Genomic DNA, 23,649 nt, shown 5'->3' with positions numbered 1-23,649 from the left:
GGCCATCAAGCAGGTGCTTACTCGTCGAACTCGAACTTGCGACGGGGCGTGCGCTTGGCCTGCGACAGCTCCTGGGTGAAGTGCCGCTGAAAGCTCAGGAAGGTGCGCACGATCTCCAGGTTCGCCACCTCCACCGCCGCCGACGCCCGCCGCAGATGCGCAGCCACCAACCGCGCGCGAACCCGGGAATCGACGCCGGGGACGTAGGTCAGGACCACCTGCATCTCCTCCGCTGAGACCGCCAACTCGTGGTGCAGCGGCCGCAGCAGGTCACGGCCCTTCGTGCAGTACTCCTTGATCGAGCTGGTCGAGAAGAATTCCGGCTCACCAAGACGGTTCTCCGCCATGAAGATCTCCTTTCGCTCGTGGGCTGGTTCGCCCCACCCACCCACCGACCACGAACCGGGCGGTGGATGAGTGGCACGGTCAGACCGTCAGGCGGCGGTGACCTGCTCGGCGGCGGGCTTGTCCTCGGGGGCCTCGATACCGAGGTCGATCCCGAGTCGGTGGGCGGTAGCCGCCAGATCCAGATGGGCAGCGGCCTGATCAAGCTGCTGCACCTCGCTGACGTCGTCGAGTAACCCGACGGCGGTGCGCAGGTGCGCCACGGCTCGGCGATTGCTGGTACGTGCGGCCAGCTCAGCGGTGCGGCTCCACAGACCCGCCACCCGCAGCCACACGCGAGCGGCATCGCGGTCCGTGCCACGCCGCGAAGCGATACCGGCCGCAGCTTCGGCGTGGTCGAAACAGGTCAGAACGAGCGTGCTGTTACGCATGATGAGCCCTCTCTAAGAGACGAACAGGGACGGGCGGTCAGGTACGGACCGGCACGGGACCGGTGCCGCCGTCGTCGCGGCGGCGTCGGTCCTTCGCGGCACGGGTGACCTGGCTGGCGCGGTCCTTACGGACCCGCAGGAGCTTGCGGACTTCATCGACGGTGATCCGCATGCCATCGGCGTGAGCATCGAGCACCCGCTGCACCTCGGAGTCGTCCACCTCAGAACCGTCCGGGTCCGGGGCCGGGTCCGCCGGGGTCCTGGCGTCACCGGAATCCGGGTCGTCTGGGTCCGAATCGGGAACCGGCGGGATCGGTGCTGGACCCGGGAGGGGGGCGGGGTGGTCCGGTGCTCCTGCGGCAAGCCACACGCCGATCTCTTCGGCCAAACGGTCGCCCGGTTCGGGGTCCGGGGTGGGAACCACACGGGTCCGCCCCCACCGCGTTCGAGTGACCCGGACCGGTCCGGACCGGTGCACCAACGTCACCGCGCCGTCGGAGCGGACCACCGGGACCGCAGCCAGCACCGCCGCCCGCCGCACACGATCAGCCCGACGAGCAGCCGCCCGCTCGACCCCCCGGGGCCGGTCCCGTCGGGTCCGCCCGGCCTGCGGGGACCGGCCGTGCACGAGCTGATGGACCACCGCCCCACCGACCGCGACCGCAGCCATCACCAGACCACGAATCAGCCCACCGTCGTCGACGCCGTCCTCAACGCCATGGGCGAACGCCATCCCACCGGCAAGACCCGCCGACACCAGCACACCGACCAGCAGCGCCCCGCCCGGTTCACCACGCTTCACCGCCGCCGACCGGGCCATCGCGAACACGATCAGCGAGGCATCGGCGAACAGCGGCAGCAACACACCAACGGGGCCGAAAATGCTGACGCCGAACGCGGCCATCGCCGTCCAACTCAGCAACATCGGAGCACCCATGATCACCAACCACGGCACCTCGGGCAGCCACCGCGCCACCAGCGCGCGCCGCCGCTTCCGCCGCTTCTCCGCCCGCTCCTCACGGGCAGCTCGCTGTTTCGCCTGCGCTGCCTCCCGGGCCATGATGGCTTGTGCGCGTCCCGCAGCACGCGTCTCGGCCAGCCGAGCCTTGCCCGCAAGCCACGGATCAATCTCTGCCTCGGACATACCAACCTCCTCACTCACTCATTGGGAAGACAGCGCGCCCGCGGTCATCCGCAAGCCCCGCGCGATGTCCATGCACCGAACAACCCGAGCCGCAGCGACGCGAGCCTCCTCCCACCGCTGCTCGTCAATCGCCCGGTCGTACACCGCCAACGCCTCATCGACCCGCGCATCCCAACGCTCCGCCGCCGTCATGCCGCACCACTTGCAACCGCCGAAGCGTTCCGACGTATCAGCGGAATGACCTGACCAGCCCGCGACACCGCAGAAGCGGTGTGCGCGAGGGTCCGACGCCGCTGCACCAAGAGCTCTTCGGAGAGCTCCGTAGCGCGAGCCTTCGCCAACCGGCGGGCGGTGATCTCGTCGCCAGACCGCAAATAGGCGCTCTCGGCATCAACGACCGCGACACCAGCCGAGATCAGACCCGACTCCGCCTCGATCGCAGCCAAATCGTCAACCGACGGCTCAACCCAGTCATCCATCAAACTCATGACAAAACCTTTCTCTCGGGGACCACGAAAACCAGCGAAAACGCCAAACGTGAGACGTTTTCGCTGGTCAACGCGGTACCCGGTGCCGAAAAGGCACCGGAAAAAGGGCGCGAAGAATCCACTATTCAATTCATCAAAGAGCAAGCGGAAACAGAGCCTTCGAATGGGCATTCGCGTGCTCTGCCGCCTAAATCCGTTATCCCAAGATCTTTGCTAGTTCGCTAGTTAGCTAGCGAACTGGCGTGATCGGAACGCTAGCAGGACGATCTAGAACAGCGCAAGGGGTGTTCGCTAGTTGACTGGCGAACTTCTGGCAGACTGGTCCCATGCAGCACGAACGCGCGCGAGGGACAGTTTCCGTGCACCTAGCTATCGCTGATGACCTACGCGATCAGATCGAAACGGGGGCTTTGGCGCCTGGCGATCAGGTCCCCGCAGCCGTAGACCTGGCTGCGAAGTGGGGCTGCTCGGCCGGGTCCGCTCGGGCAGCGCTTGCAGTCCTCAAGGATGAAGGGCGGATCACCGGGGGGCGTGGCACCCGCGCAACCGTCCGACACCCACCAGAGCGAACGACACTCTCGCTGTCGCACAAGTGGAGTCAGATCCAGAAGGACTTGGTCCTGCGCCCGCCTCACGAGCGCGAAGAAAGCGGCGCAATCGAACTCACCGCAGGGATACCGATTGCAGAAACGGAGTTTTCAGCACGGTATGAGGTCGTTCACGCCACTGAGCACCAAGCCGACGTGTTCGGCATCGAGCTGGGCGACGAGGTGCAAAAGCGCAGTTTCGAGATGGTCGAGCGGAAGTCCGGACACCGGATTTCATGGAGCGTGTCCTACATTCCGCTCTATCTAATTCGGTCAAACCCTGAACTGCTAGACGACAAGAACGAACCGTGGCCAGGCGGCCATCAACACCAGCTCTACACAGTCGGGGTAGAGCTCGACGAGTTTAAGCGTAAATTGGTCGCAATTCAGCCCACACCGGGCGACAGGCAAAAATGGGGAATGGACACCGGAGTAGCCATGATCCTCATAACCACGCAGTCCATTGACATCCAGGGGCGCGTAGTCGAGTACTCAGAAGCAGTTTACCCAGCCGACCGAACTGAAATTGAGTTCAGCGAACCCCTCAAGCGATGGGGAACCGCTGCTCCCAAGTTCCAGATGGGCGACAATTAATGAAGCGATTGCCAATCAATCCTGCACTCGGAATGGACCTGGTGAACGCCCGAACCTTAGGGCAAGACACCTCTAGCACCGTGAGTGTCGTCATTCCTGCGCACAACGAGGAGACGACGATCGAGCACGTTGTGAGCGAGGCCTTCCGATCCCTCGACATCCTCGACGTCCAGGGCGAAGTCCTCGTCAGCGCTAGCGGGTGCACCGATGACACCGCCGTCGCAGCACAGCACGCAGGCGCCACCGTCGTCACTGCCCCGATTGGCAAGGGGGCAGCCATTACAGACGGAGTCGCGCACGCCCGTGGCGACATAATCTGTCTCGTAGACGGAGATTTGAAATACTTCGGTGATCCTCCACTCGTAGCACTGCTTGTCGATCCCATCCTTCGCGGCATTTCAGACGCATGCGTGTCCGACCTGTACTGGCGACCACTCTATCCTCAGATGTGGCTACACGGGTTCTTCGCACCCATCGCTGGTTTGCTATTCCCCGAGATGCTCGCGCGAGTCGGTACCACACCTTGGTCTGGACAGCGCGCGGCTCGCCGAAACCTTTGGCCTGAATCACTACCCGCCGACTTCACGGCGGATATCGCGCTTCTGTTGCACTGGAACCGTCACGCAAAGACACTCCGCTCCGTCCTAGCTGATGACTGGGTCAATCCGCAGCGCCCGAAACATGACCTGATGAGCCAAGAACTTGACGTTCTTATCGCGCATGCAATCAGCGAAAACCGCATAGATGCTGACGCAGCTCCCAAGATTCGCAATTGGTACGAGTCCACTCACAAAGAGATGGCAACATACAAACCCGACGTCGACGACCCTCATGAATTCGAGAGAAGAATACTATCGCGATCCATCATCGCGCTTCACCAACATCTTGAGCTGCCAGGCGCTCTGCCCCGTGGCTGATCTCGAGTTGATCGCCGCTCCACGTCGACCGGGCAGGGACGCATCTCTCCCCGGCCGTCGAGGAGTAGCCACGCTGAATGCACGCTGAAACCGGCCGCCCTGCTGAACCGGTAGCACGTCTGCGAAGGTCAGCGGGGCGGTTTCGGCGTTAAGTCACTGCCCTCCGGAAGCACCGGTCTGTGGTTCGCCTACTCCCCGCTTACGGACCGGGGCCCTCAACAGGTGAAGTGGGCCCGCCGATAAAGGGCTGATGCGCGAACCTGCAATGGCGACACGGACAGTGCGCGGACAAGACGGCGACTTAGGCCCCGTTTCCGCAGGTAGGGCCAGGGGATTATCTGCCACTCATAATCCCTTGGCCGTGGGTTCGAGCCCCACCCGCCCCACAAACGATAACGCGTTGACCAGTGCGAACACTGATTTGCGTGGCGGCATCCGTTGGCCGTCCAACCGACCGTCCAATAACCGCTAGCGTGCGTCGTAGATGCCGGTCGAGCCATCCCACGGACCGAGGACAGACCTCGGACAGTGTCAACGGATCATCTTGACCTGAAGTTCGGTTGATGTTTCACGATGATGCGGTGCCTGACAACGGAATCACCCTGATCGACACGTGGGATCTACCCGAGGAACGTATTGACGAGTCCATTGCACGTTGGCGGGAGCGCGTTGGGCTCATCCACACCGCGCCCGGGTTCCGAAATGCGCGTCTGCACCGCAGGCTGCCCCCGGAGTTCCGGCTAGGACTGGTCAACGTGGCGCACTGGGACAGTGTCGAGGCTCGGGACGCCGCTCTGGCGAATCCCGCCTTCACCGCCTCAGCGGCTACTTCCGCCAGCTACGCCACCGTGCGGGGCGGGTGGTATGAGGTGGCGGCGGAACTCGTTGCAGCGGGCAATGTTTCGGACGGAGACGAAGGGCCGGGAATCACCGTCGTCAATGCCTACGAGCTGCCCGTCGATCGGGTCGATGAGTTCTTGCCGCGTTGGCTCGGCCGCGCGGAGTCGATGAACAAGGCGTCGGGCTTCCGGGACGAGCGACTGCACCGGGCGGTGGATGCGGACACCGACTTCCAGCTGGTCAGCATCGCGCGCTGGGCCAGTCTCGGCGCATGGCATTCGGCGAAGGACGACGCGCGCGTCCCACCTGAATTGTCCGCTCTCCTCGGTCCCTCCACCGTGGGGCCTGCACTCTTTCGAGCTGTCGTCGAGTTCTGAGCCACTCTGGCATCAGGCGGGTCAATCGGACAGCCATCCGCTGGTTTCAGCTCCCCTGCGCGTCCAACCCCGCGTCGTGCACCAACACGGCCACCTGCACTCGGTTGTTGAAGTCGAGTTTGGTCAGGATCGCGGACACGTGGGTTTTGACGGTGGCCACCCCGATGTGGTGGCGGGCGGCGATCTCGGCGTTGGAGCGGCCTGCGCCGATCTCGATCGCCACGGTGCGTTCGCGGTCGGCTAGGGCGTCCAGTTTGCGGCGGGCCTTGTCGCGGCGGGTGTCCTGCTCGCCGCTGGCGACGCGATCGATGAGGCGGCGGGTCACCTCCGGGGAGAGCACCGGCCTGCCCTGTGCGACGTGTCGGATGGCGACGACGAGTTCCTCGGGCGGGGTGTCCTTGAGGAGGAAGCCTGCCGCTCCCGCTCGCAGCGCGCGCAGGACGTGGGCGTCGGCGTCGAAGGTGGTCAGCACGATGACCTGAGGTGCCTGGGACCGGGCTCGGATGGTCTCGGTCGCGGTGATTCCGTCGGTGCCGGGCATCCGGATGTCCATCAGGACGACGTCCGGTGCGTGGCGGTCGACCTGTTCGATCGCCGCCGCGCCGTCGCCTGCCTCGGCGACCACCCGCAGGTCGGCGGCGCCGCGCAGCATCATGGTCAGTCCGAAGCGGACGACCGGGTCGTCATCGACGACGAGCACGGTGATGGGCTGCCCCGACTCGATCATGCGGGCCACGATATCCGCATGCTCAGCCGCCAGCCGCCGTCAGCGGACGGCCCGTGCTCGAGTTCTCCGCCGACCAGGGCGGCCCGCTCGACAAGCCCGCGCAGTCCTTCCCCGGAGCCGATCTGCGGCGCGACGACCGATGGGGACGTGGACGGCCGGTCGTTGAGGATCTCGACGGTCAGGTGGTCGCCGGGTTCACCGGTGATCCGGACGAGGACGGGCGCACCGGGGGCGTGCTTGCGGGCGTTGGTCAATCCTTCCTGGATGAGCCGGTAAAGCGTGCGACCCACCGTCGCGGACACGGCACGATCGCCGGTCGTCACGCCAGGAAGGTCCTGTAGGTCGACCGGGGTGCCGGAACGCTCGGTCTCGTCGACCAGATCGACGATATCGACGACGTCCGGCAGCGGCGGACCCGTCTCGGGGGCGCGCAATACGCCGATCACCTCGCGTAGGTCCTGGAGGGCTCGATGCGCGTTCTCCCGGATGACCTCGGCGGCCCTGGCCACCTCCTCTGGTGAGGCGCTTCGGTGATAGGTCAGCGCGCCCGCATGGACGCTGAGCAGAGACAACCGATGTCCGAGGGCGTCGTGCATCTCCCGGGCCAGGTTCTCCCGCGCCTCGTGCTGTGACCGCTCGGCCCGCAGCTGCGCCTCGACCTCGGCTCCGGCGGCCCGCTCGCGCAGGGAGGCGATGAGTTGGTGTCGACTCCGCACGAGTAGCCCCCAAGCGGATGCGCTGGTGACGATTGCCACCTGAAGCAGGATCAACGCCAACCACGACGAGGTCGGAGTGGCGCCCAGCAGCAGATACGCCACGAACGCGAGGACATTACCGACGGCGATCACCGCGGTGACCTTCGGCGAGCGACGGACGGCCACGGTGAACAGCGCGATGAGCGCCGCGAACGACATTGACACGAAGAGAACGGTCGATACGAGCAGGAAGACTGCGAGCGCCACCGGGAAACGACGGCGCCACCACAGCGCGAGGCAGCAGAACACCCCGAAGGTCTGATCCAGCTGCTGTACCCAGAGGGGCACCGCCAGCACGGTGTCCCACAGCATGGCCATCGGGTATAGCCCGGCCACAACAGCGAGCAGGACCAGTCCGCCGTCGACGAACCGGTTCCGGATCGTCGACGGCGGACTGGTGCCTGCGGTGTCCTTCATCGCGGCGAGCCTAAGCCGTCCTGTCGTATCGCCGCCTCCGCCTGAAGTAGGAGACCGACTCCGACTTAGGTCGGCCGACCCGAGCCCGTAGATCGATGTGCTCTTCCGGGTGGCCCTCTTAGCGTGCACGACATGCCCCGAGTCCCCTCCAGCTACGAGGCGGCTCTAGCGGCACGGATGAATCAGTGCCCGCCGGCGAAGTCCGGGATCCGAGCCGAGTCTCGAACCGAGGAGAACTAACAGTGTTGTCACGCATAACCCGCTCGTCGCTTGCGGTGGTGGCCGTGCCGCTGCTGCTGGTGGCGGCCGGCTGCTCCCAGCCGACCGAGCAGCTTGAGCTGCAGGCGGCAGAGTCACAGTCGAGCGGACCGCCCGCAGAACTAGCCCGGTTCTACGACCAGACGCCGACCTTCGAACCCTGCGAGGATTACGCCACCTCGGCGGCCGACCGAGAGACGTTCGCGAACCCGGGCTTCGAGTGCGCCCGCGTCGAGGTGCCCTTGGACTACGAACAGCCCGACGGGCGGACCGCCCAGATCGCCATGCTGCGTATCCCGGCCCACGGCGAGCCGATCGGGTCGCTGCTCTACAACCCCGGTGGGCCGGGCAGCTCCGGGATGAGCGCCGCCGCGGCGACGCTGGCGGGCCCGCTGGCCGAGAGCCCGATCGGCGAGAACTTCGACTTCATCGGATTCGATCCGCGCGGGGTCGGCGCCTCCACCCCGACGCTGAACTGCTTCTCCGACGAAGAGCGCGAGGCCGGGGCGTCCATCTCCTCATTGCAACCCGGTGTCGGACCCTGGACTGAGGACGACACCCAGCAGTTCCTCGCCCAGTGCGCCGAGCTGTCGGGTGGTGAGGACGTGCTCGCCAACGTCGGCACTCGGGACGCCGCGCGGGACATGGACATCATTCGACACGTTCTCGGCGACGAGAAGTTGAACTACTTCGGACAGAGCTATGGCACCCGGCTGGGCGCGATCTACGCCGAGACCTTCCCGCAGAACGTCCGGACACTGCTCCTCGACGCGCCGATGGACCCGACGACTCGCCTTGCCGACCGGGCCTTGGTCCAGATGGTCGGATTCCAGGACAGTTTCGACAAGATGGCGGCCTTCTGCGCCACCGATCCGAACTGTCCGTTGGGCACCGACCCGGAACAGGCCCTGGAGAACTACCAGAACATCCTGCAGCCGTTGGCGGACAATCCCGTCCCGGCCCTGGACGGTCGTGAGCTGAACTTCATCGACGCCACCCAGGGTGTGCTGGCCGCCCTCTACAGCGAGGAGGTCTACCCGACAGTCATCGCGGGCATCGCCGAGATCCAAGCCGGGCGAGGCGACATCCTGCTCACGCTGCGCGATGTCTACCACGGGCGCGGAGCCGACAAGCAGTACAGCAACAACCTCGAGGCGTTCTCGATGATCAACTGCGTCGATGAGGACCGGCGGACCCCGGAGGAAGAGACCGAGCTCGTGCGCGAGATATACGAGACCGCGCCCTTCCAGGACCCCGGTGGTGTGCTGGAGCCGACCCGCGACAGCTGTGAGCAGTGGCCCGTCGAGCCGACCCTGGAGATCCCGTACGTGCAGGAGATCGAGGACCTGACCGCCACGTTGACCGTGGCCGCCACGGGTGATCCGGCAACGCCGTTCGAAGGCGGGGTCGTCCTGGCCGAGTCGCTGGGTGGCAGCCTGCTGTCGGTCGACGCCACCACTCACGGCGTGGTCCTAGTGGGCGGAAACGCCTGTGTCGACGAGTTCGCCGCCGACTACCTGGTGAACCTGACCACCCCGGCCGAGGGCGCGCAGTGCGCCGGGTAGTAACCCGTTGACCCTTCTCAGCCTGGCGATTCCGCTCGTCGGCTGGAACGCGTCGTGGCGTGGCTGTGCAAGAAGAGGAGCTCCTGGTCGTCGACCTGGTCCGTTGGATCACGTCGTTCGCCTAGGGGCTCCTTTTCTGCGTCCGTCCCCTGGTCCCGCCCGCTCGGTGACACCACGCGGCTGGAAAACCTCGATCGTTCTCCAACCGCCGCGCGTCCTGCACCGATGCAGTCGGTCGATGCGGCCCCTCGGCGGATGTACGAGAGCCTGCGGGAGCGGCGAATGCCAGCACGACAGCCGTCGCGGAACCGACATGGACGATGACATCCGCAATCCAGGTTGTACTCCTGTCCGGGTCTCGTCGGCGTCCGTGGTGGTCACACCGATTGGGCCGATCACACCACTGAATTCGCTGCCCTACAGCGCCGCCGACCGCAGAGCACTCTCTGCACCTGATCACTCGACGCAGGCGAGAGCAGGCACAGGGAACAGTCGCGCCGAATCGATCGGCCGTGATCAGCAGAAGGGTTACCCGGCCACGGACTTGGCCGATGCTCGCCTCAGGGCAACCACACGGCGGAATACAGCCACCCATGGGCCGGGATACGGATTTCGCCTCCCGACTCGTATGAACGCAGGACCTCTTGAACGGCATGGTGTGCACGTCGCACGGCAGTCGGGTCGGCGCCGGTGACGACCGACCGCAAGTGCGCGGCGAACAGAAAATCCCCAGCGTCGGCGGGATCACGGCCGAGCACGCTCATGGTCTCGAATCCGGTTGCGGTGACAGCTTCGAAACCCGCACTCGTGAGCACACTGCGGACCTGCCCTGGGTCGGCGAAGTCGGCCACGCCGGGTTCCTGTGCGAGGAGAGCGGACATCGGAAGGTGCTCGGCGACCGCCTCGAAGACCGTCCTCATCTCAGCGCCCGAATCCCGGTGACAGAGAAGACCCAATCGGCCCCCCCGGTGTGATGGCGGTGGCGATGTTGGTGAATGCCGCTACGGGGTCGGCGAAGAACATCACCCCGGCACGGCTGATGACGGTGTCGAATCGACCGGCAGGGAACGGGTACACCTGGGCATCGCCCTGTTCGAAGGTCACATTGATGATTCCTTCGGCGCTCGCGATACGCCGTGCGGTGGCCAGCATCGGCGCGGACAGGTCGATGCCGGTCACCTGCCCGCGTCGGGCCTTCCGTGCGGCAAGCCGGGTGGTGTGTCCGGTACCGCAACCGACATCGAGCACCTGCTCGCCCAGCGCAACAGCCGCGAAGAGATGGTCGTCGTATCCGTCAGCCATCGCGTCATAGCGCGCATGGTGTTCGGCCCAATGACGGCCGTCGGCGCCATTCCAGATGTCGAACTGCTCCGTATTGACGATGGAGGTCATGTCTCTTCTCCCCTCACGTGGTGATGCCCCGACGGTGCCCGACACTCCTGTCGGACCGATCACAGACGACTGTCAGCAGCGTCGGATCGAGTTCTGGACAATGGCGGGTGTGCGCATCGATGTCCTGGGGCCGTTGCAGGTCGTGGTCGACGGTCAGATCATCGAGGTCGGCGGGATGCGGCTGCGCGCAGTGCTGACGCGGCTCGCTTTGGACGCCGGTCACGTTGTCACTTTCCGGACGCTGGCATCGGAGCTGTGGCCGGACGAGGTGCCGAGCAACCCGGTACCCGCGCTTCATTCGTTGGTGTCCCGGCTACGAAGGGCGCTGCCAGGGCCTGCGGTGCTGCGCACGGAGCCTGCGGGATACCGGCTCGATCTCCCGGCCGAGGCGGTGGACGCCATCCGCTTCGAACGGCTCGCGCAGGAAGGACGGCATGCACTGCGTGCGGGCCACCGTGCCGCTGCGCAGGACTTCCTCGCCCAGGCGCTCGGCCTGTGGCGAGGCGAGGCACTTGCCGATGTGGCGCATCTGCCCTTCGCGGCTGCCACAGCCGCGCGGCTCGCCGAACTCCGTCTTGGTGCGGTGGCCGACCGAATCGAGGCGCAGGCGGCCGGTTTCGACACGGATCGGGCATCGGTGGTGGTCGAACTCGAACAACTCATCGCGGCACATCCGTTGCGTGAGCGGCTGCGCATGCTGCTGATCGAGACGCTCGATGCGGACGGCAGGCAGTCCGAGGCGCTTGCCGCCTATGCGGATTACCGTGCTGTCCTCGCCGACGAGCTAGGGACCGACCCTGAGCCCGCACTGCGGGAACTGCATCTGCGGATACTGCGGCGGGACGCAGCGCCCGAGCGAGCGCACGGCAATGTGCCCGCCCCGTTGACCAGCTTCGTCGGTCGAGAGAAGGAACTGGACTTCCTCGGCGATCGGCTGCGCGGCAGCAGGCTGGTGACCTTGGTCGGCGCAGGCGGAGTGGGCAAGAGTCGGCTGGCCTCGGTGGCCGCCACCGAGGTGGCGGGAACGGCGTGGCTGGTGGAGTTGGGCTCGGTGGCCGAGTCTGCCGATGTGCCGGACGCGGTCGCGCGGGCACTCGGTCTGCCTGCTTCGGCCGACACCATGGCAGGTCTGGTCGACGCGCTCTCGGCCGCAGGCACGCTGCTCGTCTTGGACGGTTGTGAGCACGTCATCGAGGCGGCGGCGCGACTTGCCGAGGAGCTGCTCGGTCGTTGTTCCCGATTGCGGGTGTTGGCCACCAGCCGAGAACCGCTCGGGATCACCGGTGAGGCGCTGTGTCCGGTGGCACCGCTCGAACCCGGCCCAGCTGCGGCGCTGTTCATCGACCGGGCACGGGCGGTGCAACCGGGCTTCGAACCGACCACCGACATCGACCGGATATGCCGCCGGTTGGACGGTCTGCCCTTGGCTATCGAGCTGGCCGCCGCTCGGTTGCGGTCGATGTCTCAGAAGATGCTCGCCGAACGCCTCACAGACCGATTTCGGTTGTTGACGGGAGGCAGCCGTACGGCTTTGCCGCACCACCGGACATTACGAGCCATGGTGTCGTGGAGCTGGGACCTGCTCACCGCCGCCGAGAGGAGGGCGGCCGAGCAGGCGGCCGTCTTCCCGACGAGCTTCACGGTGGAGGCCGCCGAACACGTGGGCATCACCGTGGAAGAGCTGCACTCCCTTGTCGACAAGTCGTTACTCGAAGCCGCCGACGGCAGATACCGCATGCTCGACAGCATCCGGGAACACGGCCAGGAATGTCTGGTCCGGAGCGGTCGTCTGGACACCGCGCGCACCGCCCATACCGAGTGTTTCCTAGAGCTGGCAGAACGCGCGGAGCCCCACCTGCGGGGTGCGGGGCAACTCCCCTGGCTCGCCCGGCTCACCATCGAACGCGACAACATCATCGCCGCGCTGAAATTCTCCTGTGACAGCGATGACGCGGACACCGCCTGCCGACTGGGCGCGGTGCTGAGCTGGTTCTGGACGCTTCGCGGCGACCACGTCGAATCCACTCGGCGGCTCGGCACGGTGCTGCGGATGCCGGGGGCTGCGCACGAGACCGCCCGGCTGCACGCGAGCGCCGGATACCTACTCAATGCCATGTTCGCAGGCGAATTCGCGGACGCCTCGACGGTCGTCGGGCGACCAGCGGACACAGCGACACCGGCGGCGGCGTTCGTTCAGGCTTTACTGTCGCTGGCCACCGGCGAGTTCGTCGCCGGGTCGGCGGTATTGGAGCCGCATCTGTCCGATGCCGACCCGTGGACGCGGGGAATGCTGTGGCTGGCCCGCTCGATCCTGGATGGCGCGCGGGGCCGGGGCGATCAGGACGAGCGTGGAGTCAGCGCTGCCGTGGCGGGATTCCGTGAGTCCGGCGAACGGTGGGGCTTGTCGCTGTCGTTGATGTCCTGGGCGAGCGTCAAGATCACAGCGGGCGATACAACGCAGGGACTGGCCATGCTGGACGAGGCCGTGACGGCGACCCGAGAGCTCGGCACCCATGACGCGCAGCCGGTGTGGCTGGCGATGGTCCGCATCGACGGTGGAGATACCGACGGCGCTCGTGCGCAACTCCTGCACGTGCTGGAGCGGTCCTCCTCCGCACGGCAGGTCTCCCTCGCGCGGATTCCGCTCGCCGATCTGGCGCGGTTCGAGGGCGACCTGGCGGAGGCGGAGCGCCAACTCGGTCTTGTCGAGGACGGTGGTGATCTGGCCGAGCGTGCCCTGTACACCGCCGGAACGGGTTATCTCGCGGTGGCGACCGGTGATCTCGACTCGGCCGCGCACAATCTCGCCGAAGCGGCAGGCCTGGCCGCCGTGATGCCCGATCTGCCGATGCTCGCCCACATCGCGGTCGGCATGGCCGACCTGCATCACCGGCGGGGAGACCCGGATAGCGCGGCAGAGCTTCTCGGCGCCGCCCACGCACTGCGTGGCGGGCCCAACTCCGGCAATCCCGATGTCGCGCGGCTGCTGCGCGATCTCGGCTCGTATCGGGCCGCGTATGAGCGCGGCAGTGCCCTGGACTCCGCGAACGCGCTCACGAAGATCCAGAGCATTTGAGGCCGCCGATGCGATGGGCTCAACCCTGGGCGGCAGTGCTCCCCTGCTTCGCCAGGAACCCTGCCCGACAGCCCCGGCAGCAGAATGCGTACAGCTCGCCGTCGAGCTCCACCGTCGTGGCGCCCACGCCCAGCGGAACGAGGACCCCGCACATCGGATCCGTCAATGCCCTCCCCTGGGCGGCGTCCTCTCGGTACGGCTCACTGAGCATCGTGACGATGTCGTTCGACGTGGTCACCTTGCCGAGCATCCCGATGCTCCCCTCGGCGACCCCGATGACATGCACCTGCACGGTCGGTTGGCGGTACGGCAGGCCACCATCCGTGAACTCGTCGGCGACGATCCGCGTGGCATAGCCGATCACGCTCTCGCTCAGGTCCTTACGCCACGGGCCAGGCACATGTACCCGGATCAGGCAGCGTGGCGGGTCCTGCAATGTGAGTGGCTTCTCCTCGGACACCCACGTCTCGGGCTCGTGCACCACGACCTGGGTCATGGACGCGAACACCGCAGCCGACCGGGGCGCCACCTCCTCCCGGTCCTCGTCGGGCCCGCCTTGCCCCAGCTCGTCAATCGTGCCGAGCCGCTGTGCCACCCGGCGGAGTTGGCCGGGATCGAGTGCTCCCTTGGATACGAACAACTCGACGAACAGCATCGTCGATCACCTCCACGCCGGAGCATGCCGAGTGCTGCTGCCAATGGGCTGTCAGCCTGCTGCCATCGAGAATCCCGTCGTAGCAGGGAAGAGGCAGACCGCCTGGAAGCGATCCTCGGGTGCACCGTCGCCCGCAGGCGACGCCGACGGGAACAAGAGTGCGCAGCCCGACCCCGCTGTGATGAAGTCGCGGGGCCGGGCTGCGGCATGTCCGGCGCACGGCCGAGTCGGGGAGATCAGCCCTGCGGAGACGGAACGGTGAACGACGGGGTGCCGATCGGCCGTTCGCTGGTGTACGCCGCCAGGTAGGTCTCCAGGTACGGAGCCGGTTCGCCGGGAAGGCCGTCGTCACCTGCCGGGTCGTTCACGGCCAGTTCGAGTTCGGCACCGTGGATGGTGATCGTCTCGTGTGAGGGCGTCTTGAGCCAGTCACCGCCGGGTTGGATGGTGCCGACCTCGACGGCCAGCGAGTGCCCTGCGGGGATGGTCCAGTCGGTCGACTTCAGCTCGAAGCTGTTCGAACCGGCTTTGAGCAGGGCGGCCTGTTCGTCGAACATGACGGCGGTGCCGTCCGGGGCCACGTCGTACATCTTGATCTGCGTGGTGCCGTGGCCCTCGACGTCGAGGGAGATGCGCGGCGTGCCGGTCACGCGGGTGTCCTGTTCGAGCGGCTCGGACCAGGTGGTGAACGCGTTCTCCTCCGTCACACCGGCCTCAGCGCCGTCATCGGTGTAGGAGCCGCCTTCGAGTGCGATGGTGGCGGAGTTGTCGACGGCGGGCCAGGTCTCCTCGGCGCGCCAGGTGCCGTTGCTGTCCTGCACGGCGAAGTTCGGGTATTCGACCGACGGCTCGATGTCCTTGAGGTACTGGTCGTAGAACGACATGGTCTCGTCGAACCAGCCCTCGCGGCCCATGGCCAGCCTGCCGTCCTCGACGGTGTCGTTGCCCCGCACGTGGTCCCACTGGCCGAGCCAGCCACGCTGCGGCCCCTCATGGTTGGTCAGGAACTCCTGCATCGCCTCGGGCTCGGTGTTCCATTCGAGGAAGCCCTGGGTGAACAGCAGCGGTGTGTCGGTGCCCTTGGCGTTCGCGGCGTAGTCCCTGGCCTTCCAGTACTCCGATTCCGGATCGGCGTTCTGGTATCCGAACATCTGCTCCACGATGCACTCCGGATTGGACTCCTCCCACTTGGCGTTCTCCAGGTAGCGAGGGTCGTCATCCTCCATCTGCGGCATCGTGGCGATGCCGTTGTAGGTGTTGAAGACGTTCACGACGGTGGTGCGGGGCACGCCGTTGGAGCGGATGTTGCGTTGCAGGTCCCAGATCGGCTCTTGGGCGACGACGGCCTTGAGGTTGTCCTGCTTCAGGTTGTTGCCGAGCAGCCCGGTGATGGCGTCCCAGGACTTGCCGTACATGCCCACGGCGCCGGTGGACCAGGGCTGCTCGGCGGCCCAGTCGATCGCCGCCTTGACGTCGGCCTGGTCACCGGGGCCGCTGGTGTCCAGGCAGCCCGTCGAGCCGCCGAAGCCTCGGGTGTCGACCATGACGAAGGCGTAGCCCTCGTCGAACAGGTCGGTGCCCTCGATGAAGTCGTGGAACCGATCAGACGGTCCGGTGTGGGCCCAGTCCTCGACCCCCAGTTGGCCCGCGTGCCCGAAGTACGCGCCTGCGGACAGGATGACCGGCACCTGCTCGCCCTCGGGCAGGTCCGCCGGGAGTAGGACGTCGGCGTGCAGTTCGACGTCGGAGCCGTCCGAGGACGGGAAGTAGTGCTGGGTCCAGGATGCGCCTTCCGGGACGCGGTCGTTCTGATCGTGGGTCACCGGCTTGTCCGATGTGGCGACCGCCGCGTTCTCCACGTCCGCCGAGGCGGGCGCGATGAGCGTGGCCGCCGTGATGGCAACCGCAGCGGCGGCGGCCGTGCCTGCCAGCGGAAAGATGATTCTCTTCTTCACGAGTGCTCCTCCATGACGGTCGTGGTGGTGATCGATGACCGCGTTGAGAGCAGGAGACACTCGGCCGTTACGGCATGGTCAACGTCGCTGTGACCCGGTTCACGTTCACAGGCTGCCGTCGCGCCCGTCGTCGACCGTGACGGCAGCCACCGCTAGCTGCGAGAATCGATCAGTTCACGACCGGTGTCGCCGAGGAAGGCTGTCCGCGATAGGCGAGGGTGCGCAGCAGCCATTCCGCCGGGCCGCGCTTACCGGCGGTTTCCAGAGCGACGGCGAACACCATCGAGACGACCCAGGCGGCCACCGCCACCAGGGCGGCCTGCCATTCGTCGAGGATGCCGCCGAGCCCGAGGCCCCAGGCTGCCAGCAGCGGCGCGAAGATCGCCGATTGCAGGAGATAGCAGGACAGGGACCGCTTCCCGATGGCCGTCAGTCCCGTGACCAGCGGGCCGGGGCTTCTTCTCGACGAGAACCGCATGGCGAGAAGGGCGAAGAGCGCCGCATACCCGAGACCGGCGAACAGACCGGTCATCTGGTGGAGCAGTGCAGGAGCCCATTCGAGCACGCTCCAGATTCCGTGGTGCGCGAGGACGGACGGCACGGCGCCCGCCCAGCCGATGGCGATGCCGATGATCGCGGTACGCACCAACAGCGGGCGGTGCGACTCGGGTGATTCGAGCACGCGGTGGCGTGCGCAGATGATCGCCAGGAAAACGGCGATCGGCACCGTCGGGCTGATGCCCTGCGTGAGCCCGACGGTGAACCAGAACTCGAATCGGGCCACGATCGAGGCGAGGTAGGACGATTCCGCGGCTAATTGCGGCATTGCGGACCCGGCCACCAACGCAGCGTCCTCGGGTGTCAGGAGCATGGCGATCAGCCACATGAATGCCGTGAGGACCGCGAGGATGCAGCCGAGGGCGATGATCCATCTTCGAAGCGTCCGATTGGCGCGACGCAGATACAACCAGACCACGATGAAGCCCACGAGACCGTAGGCGCCTACGACGTCGCCCTGGAAGAGCAGCGCGGCGTGCACCGCTCCGATGCCGATCATCCAGAGATGACGTTGTTGGAGAAGGCGTCGCGCGGTTTTCTCCTCGACTCCCAACCTCTCCTGACGCAGGTAGAACTGCCAGATGCCGTAGCCGAAGAGGAACGCGAAGAGCGGGTAGCTCCGCCCGTCGATCGCGACGATGGCAATGGTCTGCCACACCGCATCGAGTCCGCTGGCAGTGGCGCGATGTGCGCTGGTGAGTGCGGTCGGCGGGCCGTAGAGGAACCAGGGGACATTGGCCAGGGCGATGAACAGGAGCATGAGCCCACGTGCGAGGTCCGGCGCGATGGCGCGCCCCGGTTGTAGCGGCGGATGTTCGTGAGTCGTCATTGGATTCCTTCTCGGTGAACGAGGACCGTCGGCAACGGTCCTCCGGCGATGCGCGGCAGGGGTCCTCGAAGATCGACCGACGTCGAGGCGGGTTGCGGTGCTGGATTCGGGCGGCACCTCCAGCGATGCGGCGATTCGCCGATCGGGGGTGCGCCGCGATCATGATCCACGCCGCGAACGCGGCGGACTGCGCCGACCGTGGCTCAGCGCTTGCGCCGCTCGAGATAGGCGGCGCCCTCGCGAGCCGGTCGGTCCTGCCAGCACCGAATCGGGGCCCGAGACCCGGCGAAGGGATTGGCAGTACCCCGGGGACCTCTGCAGGCGAGGCTATTCTAGCGCTAGAATAGCCTCGTGGAACTGACTCCCGCCGAGCTGACCGTGCTCGGTCTGATCATCGAGCGGCCGTCACACGGCTACGACCTGGAGCAGGTCATCGAGCAGCGTGGCATCCGGCAGTGGACGGACATCGGGTTCTCGTCGATCTACTACCTGCTCACCAAGTTGGAACGCCGAGGATTCATCGAGGCACCCGAGACGCCCGCCACGGCGAGGTCGCGTCGGGTCTTCCACGCCACCGACACGGGCCGCGAGATCGCGGCACGCACGTCGGTCGATCTCCTCGCGCAGCTGCGGCCGGTCCCGCAGCCCTTCCTGGTCGGCGTGGCGAATCTGCCGCTGCTGGCGGATGCGGAGTACCGGCGAGCGCTGGGGGCGCGGCTGGATCAGGTCGAGGCGCGCATCGCCGCTCTCCGGCAGGCCGAGCAGGCACAGGGCCCGCTTCCGTTGCCCGCCCGCGAGGTCTTCTCGTATTCGTTGAGCCTCTTGGAGGCGGAAAGGTCGTGGCTCGTCAGTCGAGCCCAGGTGCAGTGATGACCGACAAGATCGATTTCAAGAAGACGCTCGACTCCTACCAGGCCGTCCGTGGCCGATTCCGAGTGTTGGAACTGCCCGAGCGGCAGTACCTCATGATCGACGGCCACGGCGATCCGAACAGCTCACCCGCCTTCGCCGCCTCGATCGAGGCGCTGTATCCGGTGGCCTACAAGCTGAAGTTCGCCAGCAAGCGAGACCTCGGGCGCGACTACGTCGTCCCGCCGTTGGAAGGCCTGTGGTGGGCCGAGGACATGGACTCGTTCACGACGGTGCGGGACAAGTCGCAGTGGGACTGGACGCTGCTGCTCATGGTGCCGGACTGGCTCGATCAGGACGCTTTCGCCGCCGCCGTGCGGCAGGCGGGTGCGAAGAACCCACCGGATCGGCTGGACCGGATTCGGTTGGAGACCCTCGCCGAGGGCCGGTGTGTGCAGACCCTCCATGTCGGATCGTTCGACGAGGAGACCGAGCTGCTGAAGCGGCTGCACACCGGGTTCATCCCGGACGAGGGACTGCGCATGGTCGGCAAACACCACGAGATCTACCTGAGCGACTTCCGCAAGACCGCCCCCGAGCGACTGCGCACCATCCTGCGGCAGCCGGTCGAATAGGTCTGTGATCGCCGATCAGCTGGTGGGCCTGCGGAGGAGGGCGGACCCACCTGCTGCGCGACGTCTCGATCGCCGCCCCATCATCGACGCGGCGTGAGGTAACCCCGGGAGAACGCGATGGCCACCGCCGCCGCCCGGTCCTTGGCGCCGAGCTTGGCGTACACGTGCAGTAGGTGGGTCTTGACGGTCGCCTCGCTGATGAACAGCGCCCGGGCGGCCTCGCGGTTCGTCGAGCCGTCCGCGATCAGCTCCAGCACCTCCAGTTCGCGCTGCGACAGCAGTTCGGAGGCGGGTTGGCGGAGTTGACCGAGCAACCGGGTCGCGACGGAAGGGGCCAGCACCGCCTGTCCCTGCGCGGCGGCCTCCACCGCGCGGAACAGCTCCTCCCTCGGCACGTCCTTGAGCAGGTAGCCGGTGGCGCCCGCCTCGATGGCGGGCAGGACGTCGCTGTCGGTGTCGTAGGTGGTGAGCACCAGCACGCGGGCGGGCACTCCGCGTTTCGCCAGCTCCCTGATGGCGGTGACGCCGTCGGTCCCCGGCATCCGCAGGTCCATCAGGATCACGTCGGGTCGCAGTTCCTCGCCCGCGCGAACCGCCTCGGCGCCGTCGCAGGCCTCGCCGAGCACCTCGAATCGCGCGTCGGCGCCGAACATGCCTCGGAGTCCGTCGCGCACCACCGGGTGGTCGTCGACGATCAACAGCGAGATCATCCGCCGCTCCCGGCCGGGATCGCCGGGACCGAGGCGGAGATCGCGGTGCCGCCGCCGGGCTCCGACTCGATGTCGAGTCGGCCCGCTAGGCGCTGCACCCGCTGCCGCATGCCCGCGAGCCCGAATCCCCCGTTCGTCGAGATCGCGGCGCGTTGGTCGTCGGGATCGAAGCCGATCCCGTCGTCGCGCACGTCGAGGGTCACCAGATCCTCCATGTAGGACAGGGTCAGCCCGACCCGTTCCGCCTTCGCGTGTTTGGCCACGTTCACCAGCGCCTCCTGCGCCGCGCGCAACAGGGTCACCTCCACATCGGCATGCATCGGCCGGGGATCGCCGGTGGTGGTCAGTATCGCGTCGATGTGATGGTTCTGGGACCAGCGGCGGGCCACATCGCCGATCGCGTCCACCAGCCGAGCCTCGGCGAGCAGCTCCGGTCCCACGGCGTGCACGGTTCGACGGGCCTCGCGCAGGCCCTCGCGGGCCAGGTTCGTCGCGTTGGTCAGGTGGCGGCGCACGGTCGGCGGTTCGCCCATCGTCTGCTCGGCGGCCTGGAGTTGGGTGAGGATGCCCGCCAGGCTCTGGGCCAGGGTGTCGTGGATCTCGCGGGCCATCCGCTGACGTTCGTCCAGCATCCCGGCCTCGCGCGCCTGAACCAGGAGCCGAGCATGCAGTCCCGCGTTCTCCTCCAGCGCCGCCTCCAGCCGGATGTTGGCCTCGTGCAACTCGGTCAGGGCCCGCTTCTGCTGGTGGTCCCGCTGATCGCTCACGTCGGCGAAGTGGAAGAACGAGGTGGCCAGCAGGGAGGTGATCAGGGCGAGCGCGATCCACTCCCAGAACTGCGCGCCCACGATCTCGCCCGCACCGCCCACATAGGACACCGCGGAGATCATCGAGGTCGCAACGACACCGACGTACCGCCATCGGCCCCGCAGGAACAGGAATGCGTGGATGTAACCGATGAAGCTGAAGATGCCGTACCAGGGCGCCAGTAGCGTCAGGCCGGCCGCCAGCACCATCAGCGCGGTGTAGTAGAGGCCCGTCGCCATGCGCTTGCGCTGTGGTGTGATGCGCAGCGAATGGTGCCAGGTCATCAAGGCCGCGGTCAGGAGCGTGAGGCCGAGGACCACCGGAACCGGCATCTGTTGCCCGCCCCAGAGCGGTTGCATCAGGGCGACGACGGTGCTGACCGCCAGTAAGACGTACGGCAGGACGGCGATGATCGCGGTCTCCCGGTGCTCCAACCGGTCCAGTTCCGCGCGCAGCTCGGCCTCGATGCTCACGAAGCTACTCCCAACGGAAATACCGTGCGGCCAGTCCGCCTGCCACGATCGTCCATCCCAGCATGACCGCGATGTGCAAGGGCTGCGGCCAGCCGCCGACCGAGGCGTCCTGGAGTGCCTGCACACCAGCGCCGAGCGGGGTGAAGTCGCTGATCGTGCGCAGCAGATCGTTCATCGAGTCCCTCGGCACCCAGAGCCCGGCGAAGAACACGATCGGGAAGAACAGCAGGAGTCCGATGGCACTGGCGCTGGTACCGGTGGGCGCCAGCGCCGCGACCAGCAGACCGATCGACAGCATCGCCACTGCCGCCAGCACGTAGGCCAGCGGATAGGCGATCGGCTGCTGCGGCAGGTTCACCGCGAACGCCACCCTGCCGATGGTGAGCACGACCAACATCGTCGACAGGGACATGAGCACGCTCATCAGCAGATGCGCGCCGAGCAGCATCGGGGGTGCGACCGGTGTGGTCCGCATCCGCCGCAGGACGCCCTTCTCCCGGTAGGTGGCCAACTGTTGCGGCAAGCTGGTGAGCGCCAGGGTCGCGATGGCGATCGCCACCACGATGGGCGTGTAGACGTCGATCGCCCGCGCACCGCCGAAGGTCTCCGAGGGTTCCCGCAGCGACGGGATCACGCCGAAGACGACGAGCAGGATCGGGGGAAAGCCGAGCACGAAGATCACACTGATCGGCTCGCGGAAGAACAGTTTCGTCTCGGTGCCGGTGAGCCGGGACAGAGCGGACATCATGGCCTCCCGGAGGCGTCGACGGAGTGGCCGGTGAGTGCGACGAACGCGTCGTCCAACGACGCCTGTTCGACCCGCAGCCCGGCGGCGGTGATCCGATGCCGGTTGAGGACCGTGGTCACGGCGAGCAGCACATCCCTCGTGCCGGAGACCACGATCTGGTCGCCCGAGTGCTCGACCGTGGTGACCTCCGGCAGGGCGGCCAGCTCGGCGTGGTCCAGCGGTGCGGAGGGCCGGAACCGGAGCCGCTGCCGGTCGTCGACCATGGCGACCAGTCCGGCCGGGGAGTCCAGCGCGATGAGCCTGCCCGCGTCGATCAGGGCCAGCCGGTCGCAGAGGCGTTCCGCCTCCTCCATGAAGTGGGTGACCAGCAGGATGGTCACTCCCCTGTCTCGGATGGTCTCGATGAGGTCCCAGGCATCCCGCCGGGCCTGCGGGTCGAGGCCCGTGGTGAGTTCGTCGAGCACCGTCACCCTCGGGTTGCCGATCACGGCGAGCGCGATGGACAACCGCTGTTTCTGTCCGCCGGAGAGCTTCCGGAACTGGGTGTCGATCTTGTCGGTGAGGCGCAGCGCTTCGAGTAGTTCTCGCCAGTCGGCGGGCCTGCGGTAGAAGGAGCTGTACAGCTCCATCGCCTCGCCCACCTTGAGTTTCGCGGGCAGCTCGCTCTCCTGGAGCTGCGCGCCGAGTAACTGCCGCAGTTCACCGGTGTCGTCCTGCGAGTCGATGCCGCAGACCCGGGTGGAGCCGCCGTCCGGGGTCCGCAGTCCTTCGATGCACTCGACGGTGGTGGTCTTGCCTGCCCCGTTGGGGCCCAGGATTCCGAAGATCTCCCCCTGGTCGACGGTGAAGTCGATCCCCTGCACCGTGGTGTGGTCGCCGTAGCGTTTGACGAGGTGGTCCACCTCGATGATTGCCATGGGTGGAGCGTGCCGCCGGCGGCCCCTCGGCCACATCGACCGCATAGCCCGAGCCCGAATGCGATGCGGTGGACGCCGCCATCCACCGATCGGTTGATGTCCGTCTCGGCCGGGCACGCGGACGCCGAGGCCCCGGCCCGGTCCGCTCGGCCGCGAGCTCGGTCCGCCGCGATCAGGTTCCGCAAGCCTCCCTCGCTCGCGATGATCGCCCCGGCGGCGCCGCAGTCCAGCGGTCGCCCGGCTATCGATGAACGATTTCGGTGCGCCACAAATCGATCAGGCGGATTCCGCCACTTTCCACCGGCACATTCGGCACCGGACGAGAACGGTGCCACAAGGCCTCGGAATAGTGAGCTAGCGCACTTGTCCTCCGATTCGGGCCCGCTGCGCTTGACCATGCCGCAGCGGCACGGTTTCCACTGTCGTCAACAGCGGAGTCCGACCCGATGCGACAGCTAGCCGGTCGGCAGCACGTTCGACGACCTCGCCGTCTATCGACCCACTGAACTGGCGCGATGCGATCAAGCCTGCCAAGACGTCGATGTACCGGCGGCCCATCCGATAAATCGAAAGCGCGCTGGACGACCCGTCGCCGCCGTT

At 66.8% G+C, this 23,649-nt stretch carries 23 protein-coding genes; 7 read left to right on the top strand and 16 right to left on the bottom strand.

Annotation, left to right across the window (positions count from 1 at the left end):
* Positions 1 to 17: 17 nt before the first annotated feature.
* The 5 genes from BKA25_RS06150 to BKA25_RS06130 all read right to left on the bottom strand — a co-directional run bounded on the left by BKA25_RS06150 (position 18) and on the right by BKA25_RS06130 (position 2,408).
* On the bottom strand, positions 18 to 347 hold the full coding sequence (locus BKA25_RS06150) for a TraA-like protein (RefSeq protein ID WP_157421220.1): 330 nt from the start codon (positions 345 to 347) through the stop codon (positions 18 to 20).
* Positions 348 to 434: 87 nt separating this feature from the next.
* Positions 435 to 776, bottom strand: coding sequence for a hypothetical protein (locus BKA25_RS06145; protein WP_069851419.1), 342 nt, complete (start codon positions 774 to 776; stop codon positions 435 to 437).
* A gap of 37 nt (positions 777 to 813) precedes the next feature.
* The gene (locus BKA25_RS06140) at positions 814 to 1,920 is read right to left on the bottom strand and encodes a hypothetical protein (protein ID WP_157421221.1); all 1,107 of its coding nucleotides are present in this window, start codon (positions 1,918 to 1,920) and stop codon (positions 814 to 816) included.
* Positions 1,921 to 1,938: 18 nt separating this feature from the next.
* The gene (locus tag BKA25_RS06135) at positions 1,939 to 2,112 is read right to left on the bottom strand and encodes a hypothetical protein (RefSeq protein WP_157421222.1); all 174 of its coding nucleotides are present in this window, start codon (positions 2,110 to 2,112) and stop codon (positions 1,939 to 1,941) included.
* A complete protein-coding gene (locus BKA25_RS06130; protein WP_069851423.1) occupies positions 2,109 to 2,408 on the bottom strand; it encodes a DUF6284 family protein in 300 nt (99 codons plus the stop codon). The genes BKA25_RS06135 and BKA25_RS06130 overlap by 4 nt, the downstream gene beginning before the upstream one ends.
* 326 nt (positions 2,409 to 2,734) lie before the next feature.
* Between BKA25_RS06130 and BKA25_RS06125 the strand changes: the two genes are divergently transcribed.
* The 3 genes from BKA25_RS06125 to BKA25_RS06115 all read left to right on the top strand — a co-directional run bounded on the left by BKA25_RS06125 (position 2,735) and on the right by BKA25_RS06115 (position 5,723).
* Positions 2,735 to 3,589, top strand: a complete 855-nt coding sequence (locus tag BKA25_RS06125; protein WP_069851425.1) for a GntR family transcriptional regulator — start codon at positions 2,735 to 2,737, stop codon at positions 3,587 to 3,589.
* A gap of 32 nt (positions 3,590 to 3,621) precedes the next feature.
* Positions 3,622 to 4,506, top strand: a complete 885-nt coding sequence (locus BKA25_RS06120; protein WP_216637755.1) for a glycosyltransferase — start codon at positions 3,622 to 3,624, stop codon at positions 4,504 to 4,506.
* 581 nt (positions 4,507 to 5,087) lie between these two features.
* The gene (locus tag BKA25_RS06115; protein WP_236750355.1) at positions 5,088 to 5,723 is read left to right on the top strand and encodes an antibiotic biosynthesis monooxygenase family protein; all 636 of its coding nucleotides are present in this window, start codon (positions 5,088 to 5,090) and stop codon (positions 5,721 to 5,723) included.
* 46 nt (positions 5,724 to 5,769) lie between these two features.
* Here the strand turns inward: BKA25_RS06115 and BKA25_RS06110 are convergent, their stop codons facing one another.
* Together BKA25_RS06110 and BKA25_RS06105 are read right to left on the bottom strand one after the other, a co-directional pair.
* Positions 5,770 to 6,450, bottom strand: coding sequence for a response regulator (locus BKA25_RS06110; protein ID WP_069851431.1), 681 nt, complete (start codon positions 6,448 to 6,450; stop codon positions 5,770 to 5,772).
* Positions 6,447 to 7,622, bottom strand: a complete 1,176-nt coding sequence (locus tag BKA25_RS06105; protein ID WP_069851433.1) for a sensor histidine kinase — start codon at positions 7,620 to 7,622, stop codon at positions 6,447 to 6,449. The genes BKA25_RS06110 and BKA25_RS06105 overlap by 4 nt, the downstream gene beginning before the upstream one ends.
* Before the next feature lie 242 nt (positions 7,623 to 7,864).
* Here BKA25_RS06105 and BKA25_RS06100 point away from each other — a divergent pair, with 242 nt between their 5' ends.
* Positions 7,865 to 9,445 (top strand): alpha/beta hydrolase, encoded by a 1,581-nt coding sequence (locus BKA25_RS06100; protein WP_069851435.1) that lies wholly within the window; start codon positions 7,865 to 7,867, stop codon positions 9,443 to 9,445.
* A 560-nt stretch (positions 9,446 to 10,005) separates the two neighbouring features.
* Here BKA25_RS06100 and BKA25_RS27160 read toward each other — a convergent pair.
* Positions 10,006 to 10,365, bottom strand: coding sequence for a hypothetical protein (locus BKA25_RS27160; RefSeq protein ID WP_216637756.1), 360 nt, complete (start codon positions 10,363 to 10,365; stop codon positions 10,006 to 10,008).
* Between the two features lies 1 nt (position 10,366).
* A complete protein-coding gene (locus BKA25_RS27155) occupies positions 10,367 to 10,837 on the bottom strand; it encodes a class I SAM-dependent methyltransferase (RefSeq protein ID WP_216637757.1) in 471 nt (156 codons plus the stop codon).
* A gap of 109 nt (positions 10,838 to 10,946) precedes the next feature.
* On the opposite strand from BKA25_RS27155, the gene BKA25_RS06090 reads away from it, so the two are divergent.
* A complete protein-coding gene (locus BKA25_RS06090; RefSeq protein ID WP_069853974.1) occupies positions 10,947 to 13,913 on the top strand; it encodes an ATP-binding protein in 2,967 nt (988 codons plus the stop codon).
* Between the two features lie 19 nt (positions 13,914 to 13,932).
* Here the strand turns inward: BKA25_RS06090 and BKA25_RS06085 are convergent, their stop codons facing one another.
* From BKA25_RS06085 to BKA25_RS06075, 3 genes are all read right to left on the bottom strand, one after another.
* Positions 13,933 to 14,568 carry a YHS domain protein gene (locus BKA25_RS06085; RefSeq protein WP_069851437.1) on the bottom strand — a complete coding sequence of 212 codons (636 nt, stop codon included), beginning with the start codon at positions 14,566 to 14,568 and terminating at the stop codon, positions 13,933 to 13,935.
* 236 nt (positions 14,569 to 14,804) lie between these two features.
* Complete coding sequence (locus BKA25_RS06080; protein WP_069851439.1) at positions 14,805 to 16,523, bottom strand: CocE/NonD family hydrolase; 1,719 nt, start codon at positions 16,521 to 16,523, stop codon at positions 14,805 to 14,807.
* A 169-nt stretch (positions 16,524 to 16,692) separates the two neighbouring features.
* A complete protein-coding gene (locus tag BKA25_RS06075; RefSeq protein ID WP_069851441.1) occupies positions 16,693 to 17,910 on the bottom strand; it encodes a DUF418 domain-containing protein in 1,218 nt (405 codons plus the stop codon).
* A gap of 351 nt (positions 17,911 to 18,261) precedes the next feature.
* Between BKA25_RS06075 and BKA25_RS06070 the strand changes: the two genes are divergently transcribed.
* The gene (locus tag BKA25_RS06070) at positions 18,262 to 18,780 is read left to right on the top strand and encodes a PadR family transcriptional regulator (RefSeq protein WP_069851443.1); all 519 of its coding nucleotides are present in this window, start codon (positions 18,262 to 18,264) and stop codon (positions 18,778 to 18,780) included.
* Positions 18,780 to 19,394: a GyrI-like domain-containing protein gene (locus BKA25_RS06065; RefSeq protein WP_069851445.1), complete on the top strand. Its 615-nt coding sequence runs from the start codon at positions 18,780 to 18,782 to the stop codon at positions 19,392 to 19,394. The genes BKA25_RS06070 and BKA25_RS06065 overlap by 1 nt, the downstream gene beginning before the upstream one ends.
* Before the next feature lie 80 nt (positions 19,395 to 19,474).
* Here BKA25_RS06065 and BKA25_RS06060 read toward each other — a convergent pair whose 3' ends face one another.
* The 4 genes from BKA25_RS06060 to BKA25_RS06045 are packed head-to-tail and all read right to left on the bottom strand — an operon-like array spanning position 19,475 to position 23,049.
* Positions 19,475 to 20,104 carry a response regulator gene (locus BKA25_RS06060; protein ID WP_069851447.1) on the bottom strand — a complete coding sequence of 210 codons (630 nt, stop codon included), beginning with the start codon at positions 20,102 to 20,104 and terminating at the stop codon, positions 19,475 to 19,477.
* Positions 20,101 to 21,384, bottom strand: a complete 1,284-nt coding sequence (locus tag BKA25_RS06055) for a sensor histidine kinase (protein ID WP_069851449.1) — start codon at positions 21,382 to 21,384, stop codon at positions 20,101 to 20,103. The genes BKA25_RS06060 and BKA25_RS06055 overlap by 4 nt, the downstream gene beginning before the upstream one ends.
* A gap of 4 nt (positions 21,385 to 21,388) precedes the next feature.
* Positions 21,389 to 22,129: an ABC transporter permease gene (locus tag BKA25_RS06050; protein ID WP_069851451.1), complete on the bottom strand. Its 741-nt coding sequence runs from the start codon at positions 22,127 to 22,129 to the stop codon at positions 21,389 to 21,391.
* Positions 22,129 to 23,049, bottom strand: a complete 921-nt coding sequence (locus tag BKA25_RS06045) for an ABC transporter ATP-binding protein (protein WP_069851453.1) — start codon at positions 23,047 to 23,049, stop codon at positions 22,129 to 22,131. Before BKA25_RS06045 ends, BKA25_RS06050 begins: the two co-directional genes overlap by 1 nt.
* Positions 23,050 to 23,649: the final 600 nt, after the last annotated feature.

Origin of the sequence: Actinoalloteichus hymeniacidonis, from assembly GCF_014203365.1 — a bacterium.
Classification (GTDB): Bacteria; Actinomycetota; Actinomycetes; order Mycobacteriales; family Pseudonocardiaceae; genus Actinoalloteichus_A; species Actinoalloteichus_A hymeniacidonis.
Note: the sequence above shows the minus strand (reverse complement) of the source record. Positions and strands in the feature narration are given on the sequence as shown.

What these genes read in the sequence shown, in the direction of transcription:
- BKA25_RS06150 (WP_157421220.1), bottom strand. Translation starts at nt 347, where the DNA reads ATGGCGGAGAACCGTCTTGGTGAGCCGGAATTCTTCTCGACCAGCTCG.
- BKA25_RS06145 (WP_069851419.1), bottom strand. Translation starts at nt 776, where the DNA reads ATGCGTAACAGCACGCTCGTTCTGACCTGTTTCGACCACGCCGAAGCT.
- BKA25_RS06140 (WP_157421221.1), bottom strand. Translation starts at nt 1,920, where the DNA reads ATGTCCGAGGCAGAGATTGATCCGTGGCTTGCGGGCAAGGCTCGGCTG.
- BKA25_RS06135 (WP_157421222.1), bottom strand. Translation starts at nt 2,112, where the DNA reads ATGACGGCGGCGGAGCGTTGGGATGCGCGGGTCGATGAGGCGTTGGCG.
- BKA25_RS06130 (WP_069851423.1), bottom strand. Translation starts at nt 2,408, where the DNA reads ATGAGTTTGATGGATGACTGGGTTGAGCCGTCGGTTGACGATTTGGCT.
- BKA25_RS06125 (WP_069851425.1), top strand. Translation starts at nt 2,735, where the DNA reads ATGCAGCACGAACGCGCGCGAGGGACAGTTTCCGTGCACCTAGCTATC.
- BKA25_RS06120 (WP_216637755.1), top strand. Translation starts at nt 3,622, where the DNA reads ATGGACCTGGTGAACGCCCGAACCTTAGGGCAAGACACCTCTAGCACC.
- BKA25_RS06110 (WP_069851431.1), bottom strand. Translation starts at nt 6,450, where the DNA reads ATGATCGAGTCGGGGCAGCCCATCACCGTGCTCGTCGTCGATGACGAC.
- BKA25_RS06105 (WP_069851433.1), bottom strand. Translation starts at nt 7,622, where the DNA reads ATGAAGGACACCGCAGGCACCAGTCCGCCGTCGACGATCCGGAACCGG.
- BKA25_RS27160 (WP_216637756.1), bottom strand. Translation starts at nt 10,365, where the DNA reads ATGAGGACGGTCTTCGAGGCGGTCGCCGAGCACCTTCCGATGTCCGCT.
- BKA25_RS27155 (WP_216637757.1), bottom strand. Translation starts at nt 10,837, where the DNA reads ATGACCTCCATCGTCAATACGGAGCAGTTCGACATCTGGAATGGCGCC.
- BKA25_RS06085 (WP_069851437.1), bottom strand. Translation starts at nt 14,568, where the DNA reads ATGCTGTTCGTCGAGTTGTTCGTATCCAAGGGAGCACTCGATCCCGGC.
- BKA25_RS06075 (WP_069851441.1), bottom strand. Translation starts at nt 17,910, where the DNA reads ATGACGACTCACGAACATCCGCCGCTACAACCGGGGCGCGCCATCGCG.
- BKA25_RS06065 (WP_069851445.1), top strand. Translation starts at nt 18,780, where the DNA reads ATGACCGACAAGATCGATTTCAAGAAGACGCTCGACTCCTACCAGGCC.
- BKA25_RS06060 (WP_069851447.1), bottom strand. Translation starts at nt 20,104, where the DNA reads ATGATCTCGCTGTTGATCGTCGACGACCACCCGGTGGTGCGCGACGGA.
- BKA25_RS06050 (WP_069851451.1), bottom strand. Translation starts at nt 22,129, where the DNA reads ATGTCCGCTCTGTCCCGGCTCACCGGCACCGAGACGAAACTGTTCTTC.
- BKA25_RS06045 (WP_069851453.1), bottom strand. Translation starts at nt 23,049, where the DNA reads ATGGCAATCATCGAGGTGGACCACCTCGTCAAACGCTACGGCGACCAC.